The organism is Nocardiopsis lucentensis DSM 44048 (assembly GCF_000341125.1).
Taxonomy (GTDB): domain Bacteria; phylum Actinomycetota; class Actinomycetes; order Streptosporangiales; family Streptosporangiaceae; genus Nocardiopsis; species Nocardiopsis lucentensis.
On the sequence record NZ_ANBC01000140.1, the window covers coordinates 19,051 to 27,363 of the forward strand.

Sequence of the window (8,313 nt, forward strand, 5' to 3'; positions counted from 1 at the left end):
CGCTTGGCGTCGGAGGGCCTCAGCCCTGTCGGCGCACCCCGGGGGTTCCGGCGTCGATGACGAAGCGGGCGCGGTCGATGATGGGCGCGCCGGGCTCGGAGACGTAGTCCACGACTCGGTAGTCGGCCGTCCACTCAGTGGGGGTGACGGTGTTGCGCACGTAACCGCGCCTGCGGTTGATGAAGTGGATGTGCGGGTTCTCCCGGAGCTGGACGGCGTCGGTGGGTCGCTGGTCCTCCCCGTCCCGCCCGCTGGTGAAGGACGTACCGACCAGCTCGGTGGCGACGGTGGCGGAATCCGGGTCGTCGAAGTCGGCCTTGACGTCGGCGACGTAGTTGGCGTGCACGTCACCGGTGATCACCACGGGGTTGTCGACCGTGGCCAGGTGGTCGCGCACGCGGTCGCGCTCGACCCGGTAGTTGTCCCAGGCGTCGTTGCTGACGTTGACCGCGTCGCCGTCGGCGAAGTCGCGCTGGGAGAAGAACACCTGCTGGGCCAGGACGTTCCAGCGCGCCCGGGAGCCCGTGAGGCCGTCGAGGAGCCACTGGCGCTGCCGGGCCCCGAGCAGGGTGCGGTTCGGGTCGCCGCGGTCGACGTCGGGGACCTGCACGTCCCGGTACTGGCGCGTGTCCAGCAGGTGCACGTCCACCAGGTCGCCGAAGTGGAGTCTGCGGTACAGCCGCAGGTCGGGGCCGGTGGGGCGCTGGGACCGGCGCAAGGGCATGTGCTCGTAGTAGGCCTGGAAGGCCGCCTGGCGCCGCAGGAGGAACTGCTCGGGGGGAACGTCCTCGCCGTAGGAGGTGTCGTCGGCCCAGTTGTTCTCCAGTTCGTGGTCGTCGAAGACCACGGCCCAGGGAAAGGCGGCGTGCGCGGCCTGGAGGTCGGCGTCACTCTTGTACTGGGCGTGCCGCAGCCGGTACTCGGCCAGGGTCCGGATCTCCCGGGGCGGGTAGTGGCCGCGCCCGATCTCGCCTTGGTCGCCGGTCTCGTAGATGTAGTCGCCCAGGAACGCGACCAGGTCCAGGTCCTCCTCGGCCAGGTGGGCCTGGGCGGTGTAGTGGCCGTTGGTGTAGCTCTGGCAGCTGGCGAAGGCGAACGCGAACCGGTCCACCCGCGCGCCCGGCGCCGGGGCGGTCCTGGTCCGGCCCACGGGACTGATCTCGCGGCCGCAACGGAAGCGGTAGAAGTACTGGGCTCCGGGACGCAGACCCTCGACCTCCACGTGGACGGCGTGGGCCCGGTCGGGGTCGGCCGTCACGGTGCCGGCGGCGCTGATCCGCCGGAACCGCTCGTCCTCGGACACCTGCCACTGGACGGGGACGCGCCAGTCGGGCATACCGCCCCGGCCGTCCTCGGCCAGCGGCCGGGGCGCCAGCCGGGTCCAGAGCACGACGCTGTCGGGCAGGGGGTCGCCGGAGGCCACGCCCAGGGTGAAGGGTTCGGGGATCCGGCTCGCACGGGAGGTGGCGTCGGCGAGGGCCTCGGCGCCGCCGAAGGTCCCCAGGGCCGCGGCGCTCAGTCCGACCGCGCCGCCGACCAGGACCTGGCGGCGGGTCGTCGCGTAGGGGGAGGTCGAGGACGCGACGGTGGCTTCCGGGAGGAGGGGGATGGGGGAGTGCGGGGTGGGGGTACGGGGCATGGGAGCTCCTGGGGTGTGGGCGGCTCACCGCCGGGGCGAGGGGGCCGTCCACTATCCGGCCACGCGATGCGGTACACCCCAACCAGCGGACGGTGAACGTTGGTGGCGCCATGGTGACGAACAGTTGACGTTCCGTCGTGGGACGAACACAGGGACGGTCACGGGGTGCGCCGTGCGTCCCGACCGCGGGCATGACGTCCTGGTGGGAGGCCATGTGACCGCACTGGTGGCGTTCGGTGTCGGTCCGTCCGCTCGGCCACATGCTAGATCGATACCGTGTGAATATCACTGATTACACACCGCGTCGTTCTCGTGTGTGGGTGTGCCCGGAGGGGCGGACGGTGCTTCGTCCGCCGGGCGCTCGGTGGCTCAGTCCTCGAACCCGCGGGTGGTGGCGGCGACGGGAGGGGGTGTGGGCGGGCGGCCCGTGAACGGTCGCGCGCCCAACAGGTACAGCCCGAGCAGGGACAGCCAGGTCAGTCCGCTGACCAGACTCAGCCGCTGGAACAGCCCGCCGAGGGGAGCCCACCCGCCCGCCTGGCCGAAGCCGAGGCTGGCCAGGACGAAGCACGTCACGAAGACCACGGCGGTGAGCAGCGAGTACACGACCCAGCCGGGGCGCCCCCAGCGGGCCGTCGCGCGGGCCATGACCACCATGGCCACGGGCAACCCCAGGAAGACGGGGGCGGAGAAGAGGTCGTGGAGCACGCCGACGGGGGTGTAGGAGATCGGGTCGGGCGTTCCGGGAGGGTAGCCGCTGACCGGGTCGGTGACGAACACACCGGAGCCGACCAGCCCGATCCCGTAGGCGCCCACCATCAGGGGGACCCACACCGAACCCGCGCCCCCGCGGCGCCCTGGTCCGGCGGCCCCGCCGGGCGCCGCCGCGGGGCGAGGCCTGAGCGCGCGGCGCAGCCCCACGGCGAAGGCCAGGCCCAAAGTCCCGGCGACGAGGAAGTTGGCCGTCTGCGCCCACCCGTGCTCACCCAGAGCCAACCCGCTCACCGGGTGGCGGAGCAGGTCGTAGTCGGGCAGGTGCACGACCCCGGCCAGGAGGAACCCGGCGACGAACAGCGGCCCCGAGACCACCCCCGACCACAGCAGCGCCCGTGTGGTCCGCGTGCCGTCCACCCGCTCCTCCGATCGTGTTCGACCCTGTGGTCAGCGTCCTGCCTACCGCATCGCGCCCGAGCGGGAAAGACGGTCCTTCTCCTTACTCCGCAGCGCGCCGCGGGCGTAGGGTGGTGCCATGCGCAAGCGACATTGATCCCCCGCCACAGGCCGGTCGACGGCACACGCACGCGGACCACCGGGAGGACCCCACACCCGGTGTCCCTCGTCGTGCGACCGAAAGACCTCCATGCGAACCCTGTCCTCCCGCGTGTCCGGCGCGCGCACGTCACGTCTGACGCTGCCGCTGTACGCCTACGCCGCCACCGAGGAGTTCATCCTCCTCTACCCCCTGTACGCGCTGCTGTTCCAGGAACACGGCCTGTCGGTGGCCCAGATCAGCTCCCTGTTCTTCCTCTGGTCGGCGACCGGCCTCCTCGTCGCCGTCCCGTCCGGCGCCTGGGCCGACGTGGTGCCGCGGCGCTACCTGCTGGCCGCCGCCCCGCTCCTGGCCGCCGCGGCCTTCACCCTGTGGTTGGTGGCACCCTCCTACTGGGCCTTCGCCCTCGGCTTCGTCCTGTGGGGGGCGGGCGGTGCTCTGTCCTCCGGCGCCCTGGAGGCACTGGTGCACACCGAACTCGCCCTCCGGGACGCGACGGACCGCTACGCCGCGATCATGGGCGTGCGGCGCACGCTGGGGGTGGTGGCCGCGGGCGGCGCCACACTGCTGGCGATCCCCGTCATGTCCGCGGGCGGCTACCCGGCGGTCGGCGCGGCCAGCGTCGCCGCGTGTGCGCTGTGCTTCCTCACCGGGCTGGCCCTGCCCGAACACCGGGAGGACGCCGCGGCGTCTGAGGCCGACGGCGCGCGTGACCGCACCGGCGGTGTGGACGACGCGGACGGACCGGACGGCCAGGTGGACGCGCGAGCCTCCGAGAAACCGCCCGTGTCCGCCTACACCGCCGCGTTGCGCGCCGGTCTGGCCGAGGCCCGGGCCAGCCGCGCCGTTCGCACGGCGATCGTGCTCGTGATCGTGGTCGGCGTGTTCTGGGGCGTGTTGGACGAGTACCTGCCGTTGCTGGCGGTCGNGCCGTTCGTCGTCCTGGTGGCCTGGACCGGGGCCAGCGTCGGAGGACTGGCCGCCGGGCCCGCCGCCCGCCTGCCCGCCCGCGCCCTGCCGTTCCTGCTGGGCGCGGGCGGGGTCGCCATCGGGGCGGGCGCGCTGTTGGGCGGCCCCCTCGGGTGGGCCCTGATCGGGGTGGGGTTCGGCGCCTGCCAATCCATGGACGTGCTCGTCGACGCGCGGCTCCAGGACAGCATCACCGGCCCCAGCCGGGCCACGGTGACGTCCTTGGCGGGGCTGGGCACCGACGCCCTCACCCTCACCTCCTACGCTGTGTACGCGGGTGCGTTCGCCCTCCTCGGGCACGCGGAGGCCTTCGCCCTGTTCGCGGCCCCCTACCTGCTGGCCGCGGCGGTGTGGGCGCGCTCCGGTGCGCGACGGGGCCGAGACAGTTCGTGTGCGAGCCAATAGCATCGGGGACTGTGGGATATCAGATGACGAACACCACGAACAGCGATACCCCGGGCACCGCCTCCGTGCGCGGGATCGACGTCAGCTACACCGACCGTGGCGCCGGCTACCCCCTTCTGATGATCCACGGCCATCCCTTCGACCGCACGGTGTGGGAGCCGCAGGTACGGGCACTGGCCGGGCGCGGCTACCGGGTCATCACCCCCGATCTGCGTGGGTACGGCCACAGCTCGGTCGTGCCCGGAACCACGACCCTGGAGACGTTCGCCCGTGACCTGGCGGCCCTGGTCGGCCACCTGGGCCTGGGCGTGGTGGGGATCGTCGGGTTGTCCATGGGCGCCCAGGTCGCCTTGGAGCTGTACCGGCTCTTCCCCGACGGGGTCGACACGCTCACCCTGGTGGCCACCACCCCGCACGCCGAGACCGAGCGGGGCCGGGGAGACCGCCAGCGGATGGCCGAGCGTCTGTCGGCCGAGGGCATGGGCGGGTACGCCGACGAGATGATCGTGGGGATGATGAGCCCGGCCAACGTGCGTGGGATGCCCGAGGTCGCCGCCCGCGTGCGTGCCATGATGCGCGCGGTTCCGCCGGAGGGGGCCGCGGCCGCTCTGCGGGGGCGGGCCCGGCGGCCCGACCACGTGCCACTGCTCAAGCGGGTGTCGTGTCCGACGCTCCTGGTCGCGGGGCGGGAGGATCCTTTCACCCCGCCCGAGCTCGCCGAGGCCATGCACGTGCTCGTGCCGGACTCGGTGGTGGAGATCGTGGAGGGAGCCGCCCACCTGCCCAACCTGGAACGGCCGGACCGGTTCAACGAGGTCCTGCGCCGGTTCCTGGAGCAACGGCGCACCCGCCGGGGCCGGTGAGCGGCGTCCGGTCCGCTCACCGGCCCCGCGCCCGGCGGGCCGCCCGGGGGCGTCAGCCCCGTTCGTCGGTGGTCCCGGTGCCGGCACCGGGACCGTCCGGGCCGTCACGGACCGGTTCGTCGTCGGCATCGGAACCACCGCCCGGGGAGTGCGCGAAACCGTCGGGATCGCCCAGCATCCCCCGCTCCGTCCCGGCCACGACCCTGGTGGCGGTCAGGTCACCGGTGACGTTGCACATGGTGCGGCCCATGTCCAGGATCGCGTCGATCCCGGCGACCCAGCCCACCGGGGCCAGGGGCAGGCCCACCGAGGTCACGGCCATCGACAGCATGACCAGTCCGGCCCCGGGAACCCCGGCCGTGCCGACCGAGGCCAGGACACCCACCAGCACGACCGTGAGCAGCTGTCCGAGGCTGAGTTGGACCCCGGCGATGTTGGCGACGAACACGGTGGCCGCGCCGACGTAGATCGCGGTGCCGTCCATGTTGATGGTGGCGCCCAGCGGGAGGCTGAACCCGTAGACGCCCTCGCGCACGCCCATCCGCCGGGCCGCCTGGGTGGTGACCGGGAGGGTTCCGCTGCTGGAGCGGGTGACGAAGGCGGTCAGCATCGGGTCCTTGGCCGCCGTGAAGAACCGCGTCAGGGGCGCCCGGAACAGCGCCAGGATCAGGACGTAGGCGATGATCTGGACGAGGATCGCCCCGTAGACGACGGCCGTGAGCCGCAGCAGGGGCACGATCACCTCGGTGCCGGTCTCGGTCAGGACGGCGGCGATCAACGCGAACACACCGACCGGGGCGTACTCCAGGACGCCGCGCACGACCCTGAAGACCAGTTCGACCGCGCCGTCCACGACGCGCTTGAGCAGCAGACCCGACTCCCGGACGCGGTCGTCGCCGCTGCCGAGCATGAAGGCCAGGGCCAGCCCCGCCACGATCGCGCCGAACATCACGGCCAGGACGTTGCCCTCGGCCAGCGCCTGGAACGGGTCGGCGGGGACGATGTCGAGCAGGACCTCGGTCACGGGCGTCGGCTCGGGCGCCGCCTGGCCCTGCTCGGGGGCGTCGAGCCCGGATCCGGGGGAGACCGCCATGGCCAACGCCACCCCGACCGTCATCGCCAGCGCCGACGTGACCAGGTAGAACGCCAGGACCTTGAGGCCGATGCGGCCCAGGCGCTGGGGGGAGAGCGAGGCCACTCCCGCGATCAGGGTGGTGATGATCAGCGGCAGGATCAGCATCCGCAGCAGGCGCAGGAAGAGCTCGCCGAGGGGTTCCAGGACGGGCAGGGCCCAGTCCTGCCAGCCCAGGACGTTGGCGGCCAGTCCGAAGGCCACGCCCGCGGTCAGGGCCACGGCCATCTTCCAGATGAGGGGGATGTCGAGGTAGCGGCGCCACGGTGAACGCGGCGCCGAGGGGGTGGTCGTGGACATCGTCGTCCTTACGCGCTGGGGGAACGGGTGACCGGTTCATACCGAAGCGTGACCCAGCACACACGTCACGATCGTGTCTCCGCCGTCACGCCGCGCGACCGAACCGCCCCCCACGGGCCGTCGGCCGCCCCCCTCGGTTCCCGCCAGGTCAGGACGACCGCCCCGGGGCGCGGCGAACACACCGAAGCCGAGGTGGGCCGACACCGTCCCCCGGGACAGTGCCGCCAGACCGACCAGGAACAGGCCCGTGAAGAGCCAGAAACCGAAGGGGGAGGGGAAGGGGAGGTTTTCACCCCGGCGAGGGTGGCGACCGCGCCCCCGGCCCGTTCCGCGGGCGGCGAAGCCCGGTGACGGCCGGACCCGGCCCGTGCCATGGTGGGCCTTCCCGCCCCTGATCCGGAAGGCCTCCCGTGACCGCGGCCGACGACGAACGTTCCCGACACCGTCCCGCCTCCGGAGGCGAACGGCTGGGCGGCGACTACTGGCGGCTGTTGGGCGCCAGCGCCCTGGGCAACCTCGGCGACGGCGTCGCGCTGGTCGCCCTGCCCTGGTACGCCTCCACCCTGACCGACGACCCCCTGGCGGTGGCCGCGGTCGGTGCGGCCACCCGGCTGCCGTGGCTGCTCATGGCGCTGGTCGCGGGGGTGGTGGGGGACCGGGTGGACCGGCGGCGCCTGATGGCGTTCTCCGGCGGCGGCAAGGCGATGGTCCTGGTCGCCCTGGCCGTGCTGGTGGCCGCGGACACGGCCGGCGTGGGGACCGTGGTGGCGGCGGCGCTGCTGGTCGGGGTGTGCGAGGTGCTGTTCGACAACACGGCCCAGGCGCTGCTGCCGTCGGTCGTGCCGCGCGAGCGCCTGGAGCGCGCCAACGGCACCCTGTTCAGCGTCGGGGAGGTCGCCAGCCGGTTCGTGGGCGCCCCGGTGGCCGGGCTCCTGGTCGCGGTGTCGGTGGCGTGGGCGTTCGGCGCGCAGGCCGCCCTCGTGGCGTGCGCCGTGCTGGTGCTGCTCACCCTGCGCGGGGGTCCGCGCCGGTTCGGGCCCGAGGGGAAGGAGGGGGAGGAGGAACACCCCCCGATGCGCGTGATGCTGGCCGAAGGGGTGGTGTGGCTGTGGCGGCACCGGCTCCTGCGCACCCTGGCCCTGGTGCTGGCCCTGTCCAACCTGGCGGGGACGATGAACAGCGCGATCCTGGTGCTGTTCGCCCAGGACGTGCTGGGCCTGGGGCCGCGCGGGTACGGGTTGCTGCTCACCGCCACGGCCGCCGGGATGATCGTCGGCGCCCAGTTCGTGCCGTGGCTGATCCCGCGCGTGCCGCCCGGCGCCACCCTCACCCTGGCCCTGGCCGTCCAGGGCGCGGCCTACACCGCCGTCGCGGTGTTCCCGAGCGTGGCGCTGTTCGCGGTGCTGTGGGTCGTGGTCGGGTTCGCCGTCGTGTGGTGGAACGTGCTCACCCTGTCGCTGCGCCAGCGCGTCATCCCCGACCGGCTGCTCTCCCGGGTGCTGTCGGCCTACCGCACCCTCGGGTGGGGTGCCGCCCCGATCGGTATGGCGCTGGGCGGCGGCGTCGCGGCGGCCCTCGAAGGGGTCGTGGGGCGCACGGCCGCGCTGTCGGCGCCCTTCCTGGTGTCAGGCGCGCTCAGCTTCGCGCTCGTGGTGGTGGCGGCCCGCCACCTGACCACCGCCACCGTCGAGCGCGCCCTGGCCGCCGCCGGGGCTGGGGACTGACGGGGGGGGGG

Annotated in this window: 6 protein-coding genes; 3 read left to right on the forward strand and 3 right to left on the reverse strand. The window is 73.4% G+C overall.

Annotated elements, in window-relative coordinates:
• Positions 1-19: 19 nt before the first annotated feature.
• Positions 20-1,639 (reverse strand): alkaline phosphatase D family protein, encoded by a 1,620-nt coding sequence (locus D471_RS0104740; protein WP_017597571.1) that lies wholly within the window; start codon positions 1,637-1,639, stop codon positions 20-22.
• A gap of 369 nt (positions 1,640-2,008) precedes the next feature.
• Entirely contained in the window at positions 2,009-2,770 is a 762-nt protein-coding gene (locus tag D471_RS0104745) for a DUF998 domain-containing protein (protein ID WP_017597572.1), read from the reverse strand.
• A 229-nt stretch (positions 2,771-2,999) separates the two neighbouring features.
• On the opposite strand from D471_RS0104745, the gene D471_RS0104750 reads away from it, so the two are divergent.
• Together D471_RS0104750 and D471_RS0104755 are read left to right on the forward strand one after the other, a co-directional pair.
• Positions 3,000-4,283, forward strand: a complete 1,284-nt coding sequence (locus D471_RS0104750; protein ID WP_017597573.1) for an MFS transporter — start codon at positions 3,000-3,002, stop codon at positions 4,281-4,283.
• Positions 4,284-4,306: 23 nt separating this feature from the next.
• The gene (locus tag D471_RS0104755; RefSeq protein ID WP_017597574.1) at positions 4,307-5,146 is read left to right on the forward strand and encodes an alpha/beta fold hydrolase; all 840 of its coding nucleotides are present in this window, start codon (positions 4,307-4,309) and stop codon (positions 5,144-5,146) included.
• A 52-nt stretch (positions 5,147-5,198) separates the two neighbouring features.
• Here the strand turns inward: D471_RS0104755 and D471_RS0104760 are convergent, their stop codons facing one another.
• Positions 5,199-6,578 carry a dicarboxylate/amino acid:cation symporter gene (locus D471_RS0104760; protein ID WP_017597575.1) on the reverse strand — a complete coding sequence of 460 codons (1,380 nt, stop codon included), beginning with the start codon at positions 6,576-6,578 and terminating at the stop codon, positions 5,199-5,201.
• 410 nt (positions 6,579-6,988) lie between these two features.
• Between D471_RS0104760 and D471_RS0104765 the strand changes: the two genes are divergently transcribed.
• Positions 6,989-8,302, forward strand: a complete 1,314-nt coding sequence (locus D471_RS0104765) for an MFS transporter (protein WP_017597576.1) — start codon at positions 6,989-6,991, stop codon at positions 8,300-8,302.
• The last annotated feature ends 11 nt before the right edge of the window (positions 8,303-8,313 follow it).

Excerpts from the sequence above, each read along its gene's own strand:
- D471_RS0104740 (WP_017597571.1), bottom strand. The coding sequence starts at position 1,639 with ATGCCCCGTACCCCCACCCCGCACTCCCCCATCCCCCTCCTCCCGGAA.
- D471_RS0104755 (WP_017597574.1), top strand. The coding sequence starts at position 4,307 with ATGACGAACACCACGAACAGCGATACCCCGGGCACCGCCTCCGTGCGC.
- D471_RS0104760 (WP_017597575.1), bottom strand. The coding sequence starts at position 6,578 with ATGTCCACGACCACCCCCTCGGCGCCGCGTTCACCGTGGCGCCGCTAC.